Source organism: Anderseniella sp. Alg231-50 (genome assembly GCF_900149695.1).
GTDB lineage: Bacteria > Pseudomonadota > Alphaproteobacteria > Rhizobiales > Aestuariivirgaceae > Anderseniella.
In genome coordinates this window covers 320,995-337,469 of the sequence record NZ_LT703003.1, presented here as the reverse complement: position 1 = coordinate 337,469, position 16,475 = coordinate 320,995, and the positions used below count along the sequence as shown (strand labels likewise).

The window sequence follows — 16,475 nt, the reverse complement described above, 5'->3', positions numbered from 1 at the left end:
GGCCGGGTTCGCAATCGGTGCAAGGTGCCGGAATTTTGGGATACAGATGACAGACGTTCGCACAGACATGATGCAGCAGGGCCGGGAAGCGCATTCGTTTGCGCTTGGCGGCAAGGGCGCTGTTGAGGATTTCTGGGCGCTGCTCAAACCGCGCGTCATGTCGCTGGTTATCTTCACGGCGATTTGCGGACTGTTGCTGGCACCGGGCGATATTCACCCGTGGACGGCATTCATCGCCATTTTGTGCATAGCTGTCGGAGCAGGTGCCTCCGGGGCCTTGAACATGGCCTATGATGCCGATATCGACGCCCGGATGGGCCGCACCGCCAAACGCCCGATTCCGCGCGGCGCCATCGAGCCGGGCGAAGCCTATGTGTTCGGAACTGCACTTTCGGTCGGATCGGTTGTCGTGCTGGGACTGGCAGTCAACTGGGTTGCTGCAGCATTTCTGGCCTTCACGATTTTCTTCTACGCCGTGATCTACACAATGTTCCTCAAGCGCTCCACGCCGCAGAACATTGTCATTGGCGGTGCAGCGGGTGCATTTCCGCCGATGGTGGCCTGGTCTGCGGTGACCGGATCGGTTGACATGGCAAGCCTGTCGCTGTTCCTGATCATTTTCATGTGGACGCCGCCGCACTTCTGGGCACTGGCCCTGTTCCGGTTCGGTGATTATGAAACCGCCGGCGTTCCGATGTTGCCAAACGTGGCGGGTGTTGATGCCACGCGAAAGCAGATCTGGTGGTACTCGCTGGCCATGGCGCCTGTTGCGGCGCTGCCCGTTGCAGCAGGCATTGCCGGCTGGGTCTACGGTGTGGCCGCCTTTGCGCTGACCGCGAAGTTCATCTGGCATGCCTGGGCGGTGTATTCACTGCGCGAAGGTGAAAAAGCCGAGCGTGCGCCGAAGAAGCTGTTCGGTTATTCAATCCTTTATCTTTTTGCCATTTTCGGGTCCCTGCTTGTTGACAGGGCAGTCAGCCTGGCGGGGTTGATATAGACCATGGCTGAAGACATGCAGACACATACGCCTACTGCTGAGGAACGGGCCCGCCAGCGCAAGCGGTCGGTTGTGATTGCATGGTCGCTGGTAGCCCTGGTCATTCTGTTTTTCGTCACCACGGTGGTCCGCATGAGTTCAAACATTTCCATGCAGGCAGGAGGCTGACATGAGTTCCAGACAGCCTGGGGAAAAGTCAAACCTGCGGGTGGCCATTATGGCCGGCGGCGTGGCCATTGGCATGGTCGGCGTGGCATATGCGGCTGTGCCGCTGTACCAGATTTTCTGCCAGGTCACAGGCTTTGGCGGCACGACGCAACGGGCTGACGCATCGCCCGAGCAGGTGCTTGATCAGACAATTACCGTTGCTTTTGATGCCAATGTGAATTCCTCGCTCAGCTGGGATTTTGTTCCCAGCCAGCACAGCCAGACGATTCGCATCGGCGAACAGACGCTGGCGTTCTACAAGGCGGCAAACAACGGCAAGCGGCCGGTTACCGGTACGGCGACCTTCAATGTGACGCCGGTCGGAGCGGGCGTGTACTTTTCGAAGATCGAGTGCTTCTGCTTTACCGAGCAGACATTGCAGCCCGGCCAGTCCGTTGACATGCCGGTGAGCTATTTCGTGGACCCGGATATCGTCAATGACCCGGACATGAAATCAGTTAAGACGATTACACTTTCATACACCTTTTATGCCGTGGACGAAGAGCCGGTGAAAACATCATCTGCTTCAGATCCACAAAAAGACAACACGGTGAATTAATTGACTTTGTCCGCCGCCAGTATGCACATTGGCCGGACAGCTTGAGCGGGAGAAAAGGGCTATGGCAGACAGCCACGCTAAAAATCATGACTATCATCTGGTTGACCCCAGCCCATGGCCGGTTGTCGGCTCCATTGGCGCGCTGATCCTCGCGATCGGGTCCATCTACTGGATGCACAGCGGCCAGACCTGGAGCGTCTCGTGGGGTGCGTTGCTGGGCTTCGCCATTGTCTTTTACACCATGTTCATGTGGTGGCGCGACATTGTGATGGAAAGCCACAAGGGCGATCACACTCCTGTCGTGCAGCTTCACCTGCGCTATGGCATGCTGATGTTCATTGCATCGGAAATCATGTTCTTTGTGGCCTGGTTCTGGGCATTCTTTGAAGCTTCGCTGTATACGGATTCAGCCATACAGGCGACCCGTGTTGAACTGACGCAAGGTGTGTGGCCGCCTGCCGGCATGGAAGTATTTGATCCCTGGCACCTGCCGTTGCTCAACACGCTTATCCTGCTGTTGTCAGGCACGACTGTGACCTGGGCACATCATGCCCTCATCAACAATGACCGTGAAGGCCTCAAATGGGGTCTGATCTGCACGGTTGCCCTGGGTGCGCTGTTTACCTGCGTTCAGGCCTACGAGTACGGTCATGCAGCTTTCGCCTTCCAGGCGGACAACGGCGGCAACATCTATTCGTCGACCTTCTTCATGGCGACCGGTTTCCACGGTTTCCACGTGCTGGTGGGCACTATCTTCCTGATTGTCTGCCTGTTCCGCGCGCTGGCTGGTCACTTTACGCCGGAGAAGCATTTCGGCTTTGAGGCTGCCGCCTGGTACTGGCACTTCGTTGATGTGGTCTGGCTGTTCCTGTTCGCCTGCATTTATGTGTGGGGCAGTGTGGGTGCAACAATAGCGCCGCATTGATCAGGGCTTTCGCCTGATCTTCTGATCAATGGACCGCATGAGGGGCGCGCACAGTCCTCGCATGCGGTCTTTTTGTATAAAGCCGTGCATGTCCGTAATGGTCACCACACCCTAGAGGCCGCTTCCTGGATGAACCAGCAACCCTACTACCCGCCGCAATCGCCGGTCAGCAACGGCATCAGGGGGCTGTGCCCGCGGTGTGGCCGGGGCGGGATGTTCAGCGGTTACCTGACCATCCGGGAAAAATGCGACCACTGTGATCTTGATTTCTCATTTTCCGACAGCGGCGACGGCGCGGCATGGTTCATCATGCTGGTGTGCGGTACGCTTGCCATGGGCGGCGTGCTGTTTGTCGAGTTGAACTGGCAACCTGTCTGGTGGGTGCATGCCCTGGTGGCGCTGCCACTGGCGGTTGGCCTGCCACTTTTGCTGCTGCGGCCCGTCAAGGGTATTTTTCTCAACCAGCAATACCTGACCAGTGCGCGCGAAGGCAGGCTGGAAGACAAGTGACAACCGCAACCTCAAATCCTGCACTGCGCAGCTGGCCGGTCATTGTTGCGGCTCTTGCCGGCATCTTGCTGCTGGTTGGGCTGGGTTCGTGGCAAGTGCTGCGCCTGCAGTGGAAGCTGGACCTGATAGAAAAGCGCAGCTCATCGCTGACCGGCAATCCGGTGACCATATACGATGTCGAAGCCGGCATGGAGCATGGCTATGATGTGGACTTCCTGCGGGTTCGCCTGAACGGTGAATATCGTCACGGTGCTTCGCGCTATGTCTATCGCGCGCGCGGCAAGCGGCCCGGCTACCAGTTGATTACGCCATTCATCGACAAGTCCGGGTTTATCGTGATGGTGGATCGCGGGTTTATTGATCAGCGCATGCTGAAGGTGCCGATTGCGGGCGACACCCGCAAACCCGAAGGCGAGATCACGATTACCGGTGTCACCCGCAACCGGGCGTCTGATCGAAACATGTTCTCACCTGAGGCGGATACGGAAAAGGCCATCTGGTATTGGTATGATCTGGTTGGAATCTCTGCTTCAATGCCCAAAAACCTGCTGGAGGGATATGAAGGACCCGAGCCGATTACCTCCGCCATGTTTGTTCAACTGGAGCCTGGCGGCGAACCTGGCGCGGGCACCTGGCCCGATCCTGAGGATTTGAAGGTTGAATTACCCAACAATCACCTGCAATACGCTTTCACATGGTATGCATTGGCGCTGGTACTGGGCGTGATGAGCTGGCTGTTTATCCGCAAGCGCCGCCGTGAGCATGGTTCTGGCAAAGCGTAACGCGAACAAGTGACAACGATGATGAAGTATATTTCGACACGCGGGCAGGCGCCTGCACTTGGTTTTACCGACGTACTGCTGGCCGGACTGGCGTCAGACGGCGGGCTTTATGTGCCCGAGACCTGGCCGCTGTTGACTCCGGCCGAGTTGACGGCGTTGCGCGGCAGGAGCTATGCGGACGTCGCCTTTGCCGTCATCAAGCCGTTTGCCGGGGGCGAGATTGCAGATGCGGACCTGCGCCGGATGATCGATGAGGCCTATGCGACGTTTGCCCACAAGGCGGTGGTGCCGCTGAAGCAACTGGACGCAAATCACTGGTTGATGGAGCTGTTTCACGGTCCCACTCTGGCGTTCAAGGATGTCGCGATGCAGCTTCTGGCGCGGCTGATGGATCATGCGCTGGAACGTGCCGGCAGGCGTGCCACCATTGTCGGTGCGACATCCGGTGATACCGGTGGTGCTGCTATAGATGCGTTTGCGGCGTCGACCCGCACGGATGTGTTTATCCTGCATCCGCACGGCCTTGTCAGTGACGTGCAGCGCCGCCAGATGACGACCGTGGACAAGCCGAACATTCACAATATTGCGCTGCAGGGCAATTTTGATGACTGCCAGGCCCACGTCAAAGCCATGTTTGCGGATGCGGGTTTCCGCGACAACGTCTTGCTGTCGGGTGTCAACTCCATCAACTGGGCTCGCATCATGGCGCAGACGGTGTATTATTTTACCACGGCGCTGGCACTGGGCGCACCTGATCGCCAGGTGGATTTCTGCGTGCCGACCGGTAATTTCGGCGACATTTTCGCCGGCCAGGTGGCGCGGCACATGGGGTTGCCGGTTGGCAATCTGGTGGTTGCGACCAACGTCAATGACATTTTGCACCGCACCATGGAAACCGGGCGCTATGAGGTGCTGGGGGTCGAGGCCACACAGAGCCCGTCCATGGACATTCAGGTATCCAGCAATTTTGAGCGCCTGCTGTTCGAAGCCTGCGGCAAGGACGCCGGGCACCTGTCGACGCTTATGGCCGGATTGAAGCAGTCCGGCAGTTTCACCCTGAGTGATGACATGCGCGATTATATCTCCACCGGATTTGCGTCCGGGCGGAGCGATGAAGCAGAGACCGCCGGTATGATCCGCACGACACTTGCCGAAACCGGAGAATTGCTCGACCCGCACACCGCGGTGGGGTATAGCGTGGCCCGTGTCCGGGCCAGGCAGGATGTACCGATGGTTACACTGGCAACGGCGCATCCGGCAAAATTCCCCGATGCTGTCGAGGCTGCCAGTGGTGTGCGTCCGGCACTGCCTGAAAGGCTGGGCGATCTGATGCAGCGCCGGGAACGTTTCGAAGTGCTGGCCAATGACCTGCCGGCAGTCAAGCAATTCATTCTGGAACGCACCCAGGCGGTTAAGGTCTCATGAGCGCACGCACCACCACACTGGAAAACGGCCTGACGGTCGTGTCTCACAACATGGAGCATGTTGAAACCGTGTCGCTTGGCATGTGGACCAAGGCAGGTGCGCGCGACGAGGCTGATGACGAGAACGGCCTGGCTCATCTTCTGGAGCATATGGCGTTCAAGGGCACTAGGAACCGGTCTGCGTTCGAGATTGCTGCGGAAATAGAAGCCGCTGGCGGCGACATGAATGCATCGACGTCCATGGAGACCACGGCCTATTACGCCCGTGTGTTGCGCAACGACTGGCAGCTTGCCTTGGATGTGATCTCAGACATTGTCATGAATCCGGTGTTCGCCGCCGACGATCTGGCGCTGGAAAAGGGTGTTATCCTGCAGGAAATTGCTGCTGCGCAAGATACTCCGGATGATCTGGTTTTCGACCTGGTGCAGAGCCTGGCATGGCCGGATCATTCGCTCGGGCGCGATATTCTCGGCACACCGGAAACGGTTAAAAAATTCAGCGCGGATAACCTCGCCTCCTATCGCGCCAAACACTATACCGGCTCGCGCATGGTACTGTCGGCAGCAGGCCGCGTTGATCATGATGTGCTGGTGGAAGCGGCGGGTGAGCGCTTGTCGGCCATTGAACAGGGTGACGGCACCAGCCGGACCACTCCGGTTTACTCCGGCGGGGATGCAGCGCGCAAACGCCCGCTTGATCAGGTGCATCAGGTCATGGCGTTTTCAACGCCGGGTTATTATGACGACGACGTCTACGGCATTCATCTGCTGGCCAGCATCCTGGGTGGTGGCATGTCATCACGGCTGTTTCAGGAAGTCCGCGAGCGCCGTGGTCTGTGCTATTCAACATTCGCTCACGTATCCGCGTTTGCCGATACCGGCCTCATGCAGGTATATGCGGGCACCGCGCCGGATACGGCAGCCGAGTTTTGCAAGGTGGCAACGGACGTGCTCCTGGCAAGTACCCAGGACATAGATCAGGCTGAACTCGACCGCGCCCGGGCACAGCTCAAGGCTTCGCTGGTGATGAGCCTGGAAAGTCCGTCCTCGCGTGCTGATCAGATCGCGCGTCAGTTCCTGGCCTATGGCAAGGTGCCCGAGGTTACTGACATCCTTGCCAAGGTCGATGCGGTGACCACCGATGATGTGAAACGCCTCGCCAGCGCTACATTCAGTGGCACAAGCCTGTCACGCGCGGCAGTTGGTGACACATCACTGCTTGCACAAGGCAACGAACTTGCGGCAAGATTTGCCTGAACCGTCAGTACATGGCAGATCAGCTAAAACCACAGTCAATATGTCATTCTTGAGAACCTATGCCTATCTGGACGATGACCCGGTTATTCACACCGAAAAGGTCATATTGCGCCCTGCCATAGGGTCTGATTATGCCCAATGGGCGCAGCTGAGGTCGTCCAGCCGGGCTTTTCTGGAGCCATGGGAACCGACCTGGCCCCGCGATGACCTGACCAAGTCGTCCTATCGCCATCGTATTCGCCGCTACAACAAGGATATGCGGGACGACTATGCCTATGCGTTTTTCGTATTCTGCAGGCAGTCCGGCAATCTGGTAGGCGGGCTGACCATCTCCAATGTGCGCCGGGGCGTGGCACAAACCTGTTCTCTTGGGTACTGGGTCGGGCAATCATATGCAAACCAGGGATACATGTCGGCTGCGGTGAACGCAGCCGTATCATTCTCCTTTGACAGTTTGCGGCTGCACCGGATAGAAGCGGCCTGTCTGCCGGTCAATGAGGCATCCAGAAAACTGCTGCTGCGATGTGGATTTACGCAGGAGGGCTATGCCCGCCAGTATCTGAAAATCAATGGCAGGTGGCAGGATCACCTGCTCTTCGCCCTGCTGGATGCAGACCCGCCCGGATGATTGAAAGGTTTTGCAAAAATCCGGGGTCCTGTCCGTAATCGGTGGATATTGGGCACCATTGTCATCAGCAGGCTTTGGTCTTCTATAATAGTCAGGCTAAGATACATTTACCGTGCGGAAGTTATAGAAAGAGTGGCGATGCCATTTTGGCGGTTAACAATTGCGGGATGGATCGGCTTTTGCATAGCTCTGATCGTGAGTACGGCTGGCGTTTTGGCACAGGACTCCGGCAAGGTCGTGCGCGCCGATTTTTCAGCCAGCCATATCGATGTGGTTCCGTTTCTGGGCGCTGTTCAAAGCGACAACAAGCAGGTTGTGGTCAAGCTGCCGACAAACAGCGCCGGTCAAAGCGAAAGCATGAACCTGCAGGCAACGGGTGCCGGACCGCAATATCGCTGGGCCATCTTTACGACCGCCAACCCCTCAGGCATCGAACGTGAACTGGTCATTGATGCGGCGCGGCAGTCGTTTCCCGGCTCCGGAATTGCGTCGCCGTCTTACTCCAGCAGCCGCATATCGGCTGCGTCGTCTTCTCGAAGTGTGACATTACGCCGGCTGAACATACCGGACCGCGACGCATTTGCATTCACGGTGCCACCGAAAACAAGTCTTACGGTCGCTCTGGAGTTGTCTGAAGTCGGTGTTTCAGGCGTCAGGCTCTGGCAGCGTTCGGCATTTGATCACAATGCCTATCGGCAGGCATTGTATCGCGGCATCGTGTTGGGAATGGCGATGCTGGCGGTGGTGGTTATTACCTGCCTGGTGCTGCTGTCCCCGCAGATCGTGTTTCCGCTGTCGATGATTTTCGCCGTGCCAGCCGTCGGTTTCATCACGTTGGAGACCGGCCAGCTTGAAGCCGCATTGAATTCCATATTGCCGGTGCTGGTGCCGCGGCATGAGGTGCTCAGTGCCATCATTGAGGCGTTGATGACCGCCGGGGTGATGTTTATGGGCGTGACCATCATGCGTACCCGCAGGCAGCTGCCGACCTTGAGCGGCCTGCTGATATTTGCCGGCGGGGCCAGCGTCGCACTTGCCGCCTATTCATTCTTTGAACCGGTTCTGGTCAAGCAGATCGTGCGGGTCGGCTTCGCATCGGGTGTGGTCACCGTGCTGGTGGCCTCCGCGATCCTGGCTCATCGCGGTGGCGTGCGGGCAAAGTCGTCTGCCATGGTCTGGGTCCTTCTAGGGCTGTGGACTTCCGCTGCGAGCTTTATTGCAATCGCGCGTCCGCCCAGTGAGCTCGCCTCTCCGGTTCTGGTCGGGGGGCTGGCGCTGGTGCTTGTCGCCCTTGCGTTCGTGCTGGCCTATTTCGCGTTCTCCAGTGCACTGAACCCTGAACAGGACACGCTGGAAGCCGAGCGCAATGCACTTGCCTTGGCCAGTGCCTCGCAAGTCGTCTGGGATTACGAGCCGGGCGACAACTCGTTCTTTGTCGGCGGCGAGCTGGAAAAAGTGCTGGGATATGAGGAGGGCAGCCTGGACAACACCGATCCGAAGTCCTGGCTGACCTTGATTCACCCCAATGATCACAACGCCTATTTTGCCGCGCTGGAAGTGGCGAAGCTGCGCGGCAACCAGCATTTTGAACAGCAGTTGCGCGTTCGCCATGCCGATGGTCGCTATCGCTGGTACACACTGAAAGGCAGTTCGCTTCCGAACGGCTCGGAAACCGGCCTCCGCCTGACAGGCGTCCTGAGTGATGCATCACAGCAACGCAATTCGCAAAATCGCCTGTTGTCCGATGCCATCTTCGATGTGGTTACGGGCCTGCCCAATTACGCGCTCTATCTTGATCGCCTGTCACAAGCCACCAATCGGGCTATCGCCAATGATGATCTGCAACTCAATATCGTGATTGTCGATATTGACCGCTTCAACGTGGTCAATGACCGGCTCGGCCAGGAGATTGGCGACAGCCTTCTGAAGACCATTGCGCGGCGGATTGAGAAACTGTTGCCGGAAACCAGCAGTCTTGCCCGCATGCCCGGCGATCAGTTTGCGATTATTCATGAGACCTCCTCAGACCAGGACGCCATGGAATCGGCCATTATTTTCGTGGATCAGGTGCGCCACGCCGTCTCCCAGCCGGTACGGGTGCCGCCCAACGAAATATACCTGACCTGTTGCGTCGGCGTTGCCCACTGGGACCCGCAGATGGAAAGCGCGGAAGTTCTGCACAGGTGCGCCGACACGGCGCTGTTTAACGCCAAGACCCGCGGCAAGGACAAGGTGGCGTTTTACAAGCCTGGAATGATGCAGGAGGCGACCTCTACCGGCCTCAGTATCGAGGATCTGCAGGAAGCCCTGCAGGAGCGGCGCTTCGAGCTCTTGTATCAACCCATCATGCGGCTGTCGGATCGCCAGCTGGCGGGGTTTGAGGCGCTGGTTCGGCTGCGCAAGGCTGATGGCGAAATTCTTGAGCCGACCAGCTTCCTGCCGCTGGCTGAACGCTGCGGGTTGATTGGGGACATCGGCGCCTTCGTGTTGTCTGAATCAGCTCGCCAGCTCGGTGTGTGGCAACGGATGTTTACGCCTGCGCAACCGGTTTTTGTCTCCGTCAATGTATCGTCTTCCCAGCTTGCCGGCCCGCGCCTGCTGCATCTGGCCCGCACTGTGCTGTCGCGCGAGGAACTGGCGCCCGGCACGCTGAAACTGGAAGTCACCGAAACAATGGTGATGGAAAACCCGGAATTGTCGCTGCAGATGCTCGACAGGTTGAAGGCGTTGGGCATCGGGCTTTCCTGTGATGATTTCGGAACCGGTTACTCTTCACTTTCCTATTTGAGGCGGCTGCCTTTCGACACGCTCAAGGTAGACCGGTCGTTCCTGCAGGCCGGTCTTGAAACCGATCGCGGATCGGTCATCCTGGACGCCATTATTCTGCTTGCCCATGACCTTGGCCTTCAGGTGGTTGCGGAAGGTGTTGAAACCCAGGACCAGTTGAATCACCTAGTCACGCTGGAATGCGACCTGGCGCAGGGTTTCCTGATTGGCGAACCGATCGATGCCCAGCAGGTGCTGGCCGCGCTCGGTGCACCGTCGCGTGATACATCGGCCAGCCAGTCCGGAATTGCATCCTTGTGGAACCGCTTGACGCGCAGGCAGCCGGTTGCGCCCGCCGCGTCTGTTGCAGTGGAGCCTGAATTTGAGCCTGAAGTGGAATCACTGGCGCCGTGGTCACCATACGACTTCCATCCCGCACCCTGGGCGCCCCGGGTTGCAAATCCGGCCTACGCGCAACCGGCAATTGAGGGTCCGCAGGCAGCTGAGCCTGATGTGTCCAGTGAGGCAACAGAAGAAGAAGAAGCCTTGCCGGCGGCTGATTATCCTGAAGACATTCGCGAGACGGCGGGGGTTGATCTGGAAACGGTGTCGCGACAGGTCAACGACGCACTGGCGGATATCACGCAAGCCGCGGCGCCTGCGGCGTCGCGGCCGATTCCGTCTTTGAAGCCTGTCGCCAAGGCAAAACCTGCAGCAGAAACCAGACCTGCGCCGAAGGTAGACCCGGCACCTGTGGCGAAACCCGCAGCGGAGTTGAAACCGTTACCGGAATCACAGCTTGCGGCGGCGGCCAAACCGGCACCAGCGCTGGCCAAGGAAACTGCGCCAGTGCAAAAACCGGCATCAGCTCCGGCAAAAGAGCCTGCTGCGGAACGGAAACCGGCACCGGCAAAGGAACCGGCAGCAGCGCAAAAACCGGCACCCGCACCGGTGAAGGAAACTGCAACGCCGAAAAAACCGACACCGGCACCGGCAAAAGAGCCTGAGGTGGCGGCAAAATCGACTCCGGCTCCGGCAAAGGAACCTGCGGCGGCAAAAACGGCACCGGTAAAAGAGCCTGTGGCGGCAAAACCCGCACCGGCAAAAGAGCCTGCGGTGGCGGCAAAATCGTCCCCGGCGCCGGCAAAGGAACCTGCGGCGGCAAAAACGGCACCGGCAAAAGAGCCTGTGGCGCCAAAACCCGCTCCGGCAAAAGAGCCTGCGGTGGCGGCAAAATCGTCCCCAGCGCCGGCAAAGGAACCTGCGGCGGCAAAACCCGTACCGGCAAAAGAACCTGCAGAAGCGCAGAAGTCTTCAACTGCTGATTCTGTTGTGTCGAAACGTGCGCCGGTTGCTGAACGTCAGCCGGCAGCGCAGACTGTTGAAAAAGAAGCACCCAAAACAAACGGTGCAGCTAATGCTGGCCACGCCAAGGCTGAAACCGCCGGACAATGCAAGCCTCAGGCGCAGCAGAAACCCAAGAAAACAAGGTCAGCAAGGAAGCAGCCCGCGAAAAAGTCTGCGGCCCGAAAAAAGCGCAGCGTGGCGAAAAAGGCCAAAGGAACCAATGCAGCCTAGGTCATGTTGCGGATGTCAACATTGGGGTTTCATGAAAATTCAGGCGTTGCCGAAATGACCGCCTGACAGCATGGCTTCGCTGACCCCGATGCGGGCAAGCGCCGATTGGTATTTTGCGTCTAGGTCGCTGTCGAACAGCAAGCCTTCATCGGCGTCGCAGTGCAGCCATCCGTTTTGCCGGATTTCGCCCTCCAGCTGCCCCGGTCCCCAGCCCGTATAACCAAGAGCCAGAAGCGATTTGCGCGGGCCTTCACCACGCGCAATGGCCCGCAGTACATCAAGCGTCGCCGTCAGTCCGATATTGCTGTCGACACCCAACGTGCTTTCCGCGCTGAAATAGTCCCTTGAATGCAGTACAAATCCGCGGCTTGTTTCGACAGGTCCGCCCTGCAGCACCCGTGTTGATGCGATGCTTTCGGGCAGGCGGATTGCGTCATCATTCTCGACGAGATCAAGCCGCTCCAGAAGACCGCCGAAAGACAGGCTGTCGACCTCATGATTGACCACCAGTCCCATGGCGCCGTCCTGGGAATGAGCACACACGAATATCACCGCCCGTTCAAAACGGTCATCTCCGATACCGGGCATTGCAATCAACATCTTTCCGTCGAGATATTGCTCAGTCATCCAGGTTCATCCCAATGCTGTACACTGAGATACAGAATAGCACCTGCAAAGAGCTTCGGGCAAATTTCCTTGCGCCGGTTCTCGCATTAAATTGATAGCGGTTTAATAGAAGCGATACTGAATTTGCTGCTAGATAGGTGCTATGAAAACAGTTCGCAAAATAACCCTGACAACGCTGCTCGGTGCAGCTCTTGTCTCGGTGTCGGCGCTGGCAAGTGCCGGTGACAAACCGGCCCGGGAGTTTTCCTCGCCCTATACCTCATTGCGGTTGATGAATGCCGGCAAGCAGTCCGGCGTCTGGCACAGTGGTGTCTATATCACGATGCAAAAGGGGTGGAAGACTTATTGGCGGGTGCCCGGCGACGGCGGGGTTCCACCGAGCTTTGACTGGTCGGGATCAGAAAATGTGGAGACGACCAAGGTGATGATGCCGTTGCCACATCGTTTCACTGACGAAAACGGCGAAGGTATCGGCTACAAGACAGAAGTGGTTTTCCCGGTCGATGTGAAGCCGAAAGACCCGTCCAGGCCCGCCAGGCTGGACCTCAAGATATTCTATGCCGTGTGCAACGACATTTGCGTGCCGGTGCAGGCTCAGGTACAGGTCGACATTGACGCCAATTCCGTATCTGCTTCCGACAAGTTCCGGCTCAGGGTTGCACGCGCAGCCGTGCCGGTCGAGCCTGATGCAGGCAGGCTGGCAGTTACATCGCTCAAGCAGATTGAGGTGGATGGCAAGATGGCGTTGGAGGTATCCCTGAAAGGTATCCAGTCGCCCGCCGATGCGGATATTTTCGTCGAGGCAGCCGGCAATTCCTACTTTCGCAAGCCAGAGCTCGTCAGCCAGTCAGGCGGCGTAGACACCTGGCGGATTGCCGTTGACAGCTACGGCGATGCTGTTTCGCTGGCCGGAAAACCCGTCCGGCTGACCATCGCGGACGGCGATACGGGCCTTGTCCACGAAGGTGTGCTGCAGTAGACCATGTCGTTACTGCATGTTTCCAATCCCATTCAATCAAGTGAGTGACCCATGAGCATTTCTGTTGGCGATAAACTGCCTGAAGCAACCTTCACGACCATGACCGCGGAAGGACCTACCCAGATGAGCACCGCAGATGTGTTTGATGGTCGCAAGGTCGTCCTGTTTGCGGTACCGGGCGCTTTTACGCCTACTTGCCACATGAAGCACCTGCCGGGCTTTGTCACCCATGCCGCCGACCTGAAGGCCAAGGGTGTTGATACCATCGCGTGCGTTTCGGTGAACGATGTGTTCGTGCTCAATGCCTGGGCGGACCAGTCGGGTGCCAAGGATGTGGTCACCTTCCTGGCGGACGGCAGTGCGGACTTCACCAGGGCAATCGGCCTGGAACTGGATGCATCTGGCTTCGGGCTCGGCATTCGTTCCCAGCGCTATGCAATGCTGGTCGACGATGGCGTCGTCAAGGTGTTGAACCTGGAAGAAGTGGCCAGCTCGGCTGACGTATCCGGCGCAGAGAAAATTCTCGCTGCGCTGTAAACCAGCCGGCGATTTGCAAGCAATGTCAGGACCCGCACCGGCTCGTACCGGTTGCGGGTTTTATCTTGATTTGTAAGGGGCCATTCCTGCGCGCGCCAGTTCGTCGGCGCGTTCGTTCTCCGGGTGGCCCGCGTGGCCCTTCACCCAGTGCCAGTCGATGTCGTGCGGCTGCAGGGCAGCTTGCAGGGCCTGCCACAGCTCCGCATTCTTGACCGGTTTTTTTGCCGCCGTGCGCCAGCCATTGCGCTGCCAGCCCTTGATCCACTTGGTAATGCCGTCGCGGACATAAACCGAGTCTGTGTACAAGGCGACCTTGCACGGGCGTTTCAGGGCGTTGAGCGCCTCGATGGCTGCCTGCAGCTCCATGCGGTTGTTGGTGGTTTCAGTTTCACCGCCAGACAGTTCCTTGCGGGTCTCGCCATGCACAAGGATGGCACCCCAGCCGCCCGGTCCCGGGTTTCCCGAACAGGCACCGTCTGTGTAAATGGTAACGTCAGTCAAGCGGGCTCAGGCCTTGTCCTCAAGGTTCACGACGCAGCGCGTACAGGTGCGCCCGGTTCGCCTTCGCGGCGCAGTTGCCGGGGCAGTTTGAACTCGACGTTCTCATCCTTGGTCTTGACGGTTTCAACGCTGACATTGAACCGTTCGCGGAACGCATCAACAACTTCGTTGACCAGCACTTCCGGCGCCGAAGCGCCCGCGGTAATGCCCAGTGTCTTGATGCCGTCCATAACCGACCAGTCGATTTCCGAGGCGCGCTGTACCAGCATCGACCGGCCGCATCCGGCAGTCCTGGCAACCTCGACCAGGCGCTGGGAATTGGAACTGTTCGGTGCGCCAACCACCAGCACCATGTCGCACTTGTCGGCAATCGACTTGACCGATTCCTGGCGATTGGTCGTGGCGTAGCAGATGTCTTCCTTGTGCGGTCCGTGAATGCTCGGGAATTTTTTCTCCAGAGCCTCGATGATACCGCGTGTATCGTCGACTGACAGCGTGGTCTGGGTGATATAGGCCAGTTTGTCGGCATCCTTAGGCGTGAACGCAGCAACGTCCGCCTCGTCTTCCACCAGGGTAATGGCGCCGTCCGGCAATTGCCCCATGGTGCCGATGACTTCCGGGTGGCCGGCATGGCCGATCAGCACGATCTCGTAGCCGTCCTGGAAGTGGCGTGATGCCTCCATGTGCACCTTGGAGACCAGCGGGCAGGTTGCATCAAGATAGAACATGTTGCGGGTCTTGGCGGCTTCCGGCACCGACTTCGGCACGCCGTGCGCGGAAAAGATCACCGGGCGGTCACCGTCCGGCACTTCATCCAGTTCTTCCACGAAGATGGCGCCCTTCTGTTTCAGGTCCTCCACGACGTATTTGTTGTGAACGATCTCGTGGCGCACATAGACGGGCTTTCCGTGCAGCTCCAGGGCGCGTTCGACAATGTCGATGGCACGCACGACGCCGGCACAAAAGCCGCGCGGCGCTGCAAGATAAACCTTAAGGTCGGGAAGCTGGTTGGTCATGGCCACTGGTTCCGTTTCGAAGCAAGGACGTTATGTTGGCGTACATGGGAGGTCACAGGCACTGTTGTCAAGTTTACCTCTGGTCGCAGACCGCATGATTTGCCGATCAGTATAAAACAAACCCCCGACCTTGCAAAAGGGCCGGGGGTTCAACAATTCAGCGCCGGCTGGTGCAGGCGGAATTCACTCTAATTCAGCTGTTTGCGGACCGCTGAGATGGATTGGTCGATGAGGCCAGATGCCGTGGCACCCTTGACCTCGGCCCCGAGCACCTTGCTTGCAGCTTCAACGGCAAGGTCGGCGGCTGCTGCGCGCACATCCTTGACCGCCGCGACTTCTGCCTGCTGGATCTTCTGCTCCGCAAGGCGGCTGCGGCGCTCGATCTGTTCCTGCATCTTGCGGCGGGCTTCCTCGCCGTAGATTTCAGCTTCGCGCTTGGCCTGGGCAATGATCTTTTCAGCGTCGGCTTCAGCTTCAATCTTCTTGCGCTCGTAGTCGGCCAGCACAGCTTGCGCTTCTTCACGCAACCGCTTGGCTTCATCGAGTTCGTGCTGGATCGCATCGGCGCGCTCGTCGAGCGCCTTGGCAGCCATGCCCGGCACCTTCAGATAGACCAGCAGCACGATAAACAGGACGAAGGAAACACCGACCCAGAAATCAGGTTGACTTAACATGACTACACCCTAACCCTTGGCAGCGGATGATACCGCCGACGAAATTGCCGCTTTTGTCGGCTTCTTGCCGAGAAGCTCGGTTACAATGGCTTCCGTGGTGTCCTGGGCAATGCCGGTCACCTGCGCCATGGCGGCATCACGTGTCTTGGCAATCGAAACTTCCGCCTCCGCCAGCTTCTTCGACAGCCGCTCGTCAAGCGCGGCTGCTTCCTTGTTGATTTCAGCGGTCATCTGGGCACGGTTTTCGCTCACGATGGCGTGGGCGTTGGCACGGGCTTCCGCCAGTGCCGCCTCATAGGATTCGATGGCTTTTTCTGTATCTTCCTTCAGCCGTGCGGCATCGGCGATATCAGCTGCGATGCGGCCGTGACGCTGTTCTATCACGCTGCCGATCTTGGGGATCGCCAAACGTGAAATGATGTAATACAGCGCACCGAAGGTGATCGCCAGCCAGATAAGCTGTGGCAGAAAATCTGCTGCAATAAGTTGCGGCATAATGCCGGTCTCC

The 16,475-nt window shown here is 58.4% G+C and carries 17 protein-coding genes; 12 read left to right on the top strand and 5 right to left on the bottom strand.

What is annotated here, in order from left to right; all coding sequences use genetic code 11:
- Positions 1-67: 67 nt before the first annotated feature.
- The 10 genes from DHN55_RS01645 to DHN55_RS01605 all read left to right on the top strand — a co-directional run bounded on the left by DHN55_RS01645 (position 68) and on the right by DHN55_RS01605 (position 11,633).
- Positions 68-997: a heme o synthase gene (locus tag DHN55_RS01645; protein WP_337660232.1), complete on the top strand. Its 930-nt coding sequence runs from the start codon at positions 68-70 to the stop codon at positions 995-997.
- 3 nt (positions 998-1,000) lie between these two features.
- Positions 1,001-1,165 carry a hypothetical protein gene (locus tag DHN55_RS22165; protein ID WP_337659794.1) on the top strand — a complete coding sequence of 55 codons (165 nt, stop codon included), beginning with the start codon at positions 1,001-1,003 and terminating at the stop codon, positions 1,163-1,165.
- Position 1,166: 1 nt separating this feature from the next.
- A complete protein-coding gene (locus tag DHN55_RS01640) occupies positions 1,167-1,763 on the top strand; it encodes a cytochrome c oxidase assembly protein (protein ID WP_108879667.1) in 597 nt (198 codons plus the stop codon).
- Positions 1,764-1,824: 61 nt separating this feature from the next.
- Positions 1,825-2,688, top strand: a complete 864-nt coding sequence (locus DHN55_RS01635) for a cytochrome c oxidase subunit 3 (protein WP_108879666.1) — start codon at positions 1,825-1,827, stop codon at positions 2,686-2,688.
- A 129-nt stretch (positions 2,689-2,817) separates the two neighbouring features.
- A complete protein-coding gene (locus DHN55_RS01630) occupies positions 2,818-3,198 on the top strand; it encodes a DUF983 domain-containing protein (protein WP_108879665.1) in 381 nt (126 codons plus the stop codon).
- Entirely contained in the window at positions 3,195-3,980 is a 786-nt protein-coding gene (locus DHN55_RS01625) for an SURF1 family protein (RefSeq protein ID WP_337659793.1), read from the top strand. The genes DHN55_RS01630 and DHN55_RS01625 overlap by 4 nt, the downstream gene beginning before the upstream one ends.
- Positions 3,981-4,001: 21 nt before the next feature.
- The gene (thrC, locus tag DHN55_RS01620; protein WP_108881645.1) at positions 4,002-5,405 is read left to right on the top strand and encodes a threonine synthase; all 1,404 of its coding nucleotides are present in this window, start codon (positions 4,002-4,004) and stop codon (positions 5,403-5,405) included.
- Positions 5,402-6,661 (top strand): insulinase family protein, encoded by a 1,260-nt coding sequence (locus tag DHN55_RS01615; RefSeq protein WP_108879663.1) that lies wholly within the window; start codon positions 5,402-5,404, stop codon positions 6,659-6,661. The genes thrC and DHN55_RS01615 overlap by 4 nt, the downstream gene beginning before the upstream one ends.
- Positions 6,662-6,701: 40 nt before the next feature.
- Entirely contained in the window at positions 6,702-7,289 is a 588-nt protein-coding gene (locus tag DHN55_RS01610; protein WP_108879662.1) for a GNAT family N-acetyltransferase, read from the top strand.
- A 195-nt stretch (positions 7,290-7,484) separates the two neighbouring features.
- Entirely contained in the window at positions 7,485-11,633 is a 4,149-nt protein-coding gene (locus DHN55_RS01605) for an EAL domain-containing protein (protein ID WP_337659792.1), read from the top strand.
- Between the two features lie 39 nt (positions 11,634-11,672).
- Here the strand turns inward: DHN55_RS01605 and DHN55_RS01600 are convergent, their stop codons facing one another.
- Positions 11,673-12,260, bottom strand: coding sequence for a YqgE/AlgH family protein (locus DHN55_RS01600; protein WP_108879660.1), 588 nt, complete (start codon positions 12,258-12,260; stop codon positions 11,673-11,675).
- Positions 12,261-12,402: 142 nt separating this feature from the next.
- Between DHN55_RS01600 and DHN55_RS01595 the strand changes: the two genes are divergently transcribed.
- Both DHN55_RS01595 and DHN55_RS01590 read left to right on the top strand, forming a co-directional pair.
- Positions 12,403-13,239: a protein-disulfide reductase DsbD domain-containing protein gene (locus DHN55_RS01595; RefSeq protein WP_108879659.1), complete on the top strand. Its 837-nt coding sequence runs from the start codon at positions 12,403-12,405 to the stop codon at positions 13,237-13,239.
- A 51-nt stretch (positions 13,240-13,290) separates the two neighbouring features.
- Positions 13,291-13,776 carry a redoxin family protein gene (locus DHN55_RS01590; RefSeq protein WP_108879658.1) on the top strand — a complete coding sequence of 162 codons (486 nt, stop codon included), beginning with the start codon at positions 13,291-13,293 and terminating at the stop codon, positions 13,774-13,776.
- A gap of 60 nt (positions 13,777-13,836) precedes the next feature.
- Here the strand turns inward: DHN55_RS01590 and rnhA are convergent, their stop codons facing one another.
- From rnhA to DHN55_RS01570, 4 genes are all read right to left on the bottom strand, one after another.
- Complete coding sequence (gene rnhA, locus DHN55_RS01585; protein WP_108879657.1) at positions 13,837-14,277, bottom strand: ribonuclease HI; 441 nt, start codon at positions 14,275-14,277, stop codon at positions 13,837-13,839.
- A 26-nt stretch (positions 14,278-14,303) separates the two neighbouring features.
- Complete coding sequence (gene ispH / locus DHN55_RS01580) at positions 14,304-15,293, bottom strand: 4-hydroxy-3-methylbut-2-enyl diphosphate reductase (protein WP_108879656.1); 990 nt, start codon at positions 15,291-15,293, stop codon at positions 14,304-14,306.
- A gap of 188 nt (positions 15,294-15,481) precedes the next feature.
- The gene (locus DHN55_RS01575; protein WP_108879655.1) at positions 15,482-15,967 is read right to left on the bottom strand and encodes a F0F1 ATP synthase subunit B family protein; all 486 of its coding nucleotides are present in this window, start codon (positions 15,965-15,967) and stop codon (positions 15,482-15,484) included.
- 9 nt (positions 15,968-15,976) lie between these two features.
- A complete protein-coding gene (locus DHN55_RS01570) occupies positions 15,977-16,462 on the bottom strand; it encodes a F0F1 ATP synthase subunit B family protein (protein WP_337659791.1) in 486 nt (161 codons plus the stop codon).
- Positions 16,463-16,475 lie beyond the last annotated feature (13 nt).

Excerpts from the sequence above, each read along its gene's own strand:
- DHN55_RS22165 (WP_337659794.1), top strand. The coding sequence starts at position 1,001 with ATGGCTGAAGACATGCAGACACATACGCCTACTGCTGAGGAACGGGCC.
- DHN55_RS01630 (WP_108879665.1), top strand. The coding sequence starts at position 2,818 with ATGAACCAGCAACCCTACTACCCGCCGCAATCGCCGGTCAGCAACGGC.
- DHN55_RS01600 (WP_108879660.1), bottom strand. The coding sequence starts at position 12,260 with ATGACTGAGCAATATCTCGACGGAAAGATGTTGATTGCAATGCCCGGT.
- DHN55_RS01610 (WP_108879662.1), top strand. The coding sequence starts at position 6,702 with ATGTCATTCTTGAGAACCTATGCCTATCTGGACGATGACCCGGTTATT.
- thrC (WP_108881645.1), top strand. The coding sequence starts at position 4,002 with ATGAAGTATATTTCGACACGCGGGCAGGCGCCTGCACTTGGTTTTACC.
- DHN55_RS01575 (WP_108879655.1), bottom strand. The coding sequence starts at position 15,967 with ATGTTAAGTCAACCTGATTTCTGGGTCGGTGTTTCCTTCGTCCTGTTT.
- DHN55_RS01590 (WP_108879658.1), top strand. The coding sequence starts at position 13,291 with ATGAGCATTTCTGTTGGCGATAAACTGCCTGAAGCAACCTTCACGACC.
- DHN55_RS01640 (WP_108879667.1), top strand. The coding sequence starts at position 1,167 with ATGAGTTCCAGACAGCCTGGGGAAAAGTCAAACCTGCGGGTGGCCATT.
- DHN55_RS01595 (WP_108879659.1), top strand. The coding sequence starts at position 12,403 with ATGAAAACAGTTCGCAAAATAACCCTGACAACGCTGCTCGGTGCAGCT.
- DHN55_RS01645 (WP_337660232.1), top strand. The coding sequence starts at position 68 with ATGATGCAGCAGGGCCGGGAAGCGCATTCGTTTGCGCTTGGCGGCAAG.
- DHN55_RS01635 (WP_108879666.1), top strand. The coding sequence starts at position 1,825 with ATGGCAGACAGCCACGCTAAAAATCATGACTATCATCTGGTTGACCCC.
- DHN55_RS01570 (WP_337659791.1), bottom strand. The coding sequence starts at position 16,462 with ATGCCGCAACTTATTGCAGCAGATTTTCTGCCACAGCTTATCTGGCTG.
- DHN55_RS01615 (WP_108879663.1), top strand. The coding sequence starts at position 5,402 with ATGAGCGCACGCACCACCACACTGGAAAACGGCCTGACGGTCGTGTCT.
- ispH (WP_108879656.1), bottom strand. The coding sequence starts at position 15,293 with ATGACCAACCAGCTTCCCGACCTTAAGGTTTATCTTGCAGCGCCGCGC.